This is a genomic window from Massilia sp. 05N420 (assembly GCF_056397205.1).
This window is the reverse complement of sequence record NZ_JBFTMX010000242.1, coordinates 1-389: the sequence shown is the minus strand read 5'-3', so window position 1 is coordinate 389 and position 389 is coordinate 1. Positions and strand designations below refer to the sequence as shown.

Sequence of the window (389 nt, the reverse complement as noted above, 5' to 3'; positions counted from 1 at the left end):
GCCGAGCATCACGGCATGCCGGGGATTGCCAGTGCCGCGACGGCGGTGGTTATCGGCCATGTTGGTGCGGCGACGAAGACGATCCGCATCGGATCGGGCGGCGTCATGCTGCCGAACCATTCGCCGCTTGTGATCGCCGAGCAGTTCGGCACGCTCGCCGCACTCTTCCCCGGCCGCGTCGATCTCGGTCTCGGCCGCGCGCCGGGAACGGATATGCGCACCGCCCAGGCGCTGCGCCGTAACCTTGATGCCGGCGCCCAGAGCTTCCCTCATGATGTCGTCGAACTGCAGCAGCTGCTCGGAGAGCCGGTCGAGAACCAGGCAATCCTCGCGGTGCCCGGCAACCGGACGCATGTGCCGATCTGGCTGCTTGGCTCCAGCCTCTACAG

At 67.6% G+C, this 389-nt stretch carries 1 protein-coding gene; it reads left to right on the top strand.

From position 1 onward, the window contains the following. Positions 1–389: MsnO8 family LLM class oxidoreductase (locus AC1DIX_RS28155; protein WP_477328668.1), on the top strand; the 389-nt coding region annotated here is incomplete at both ends.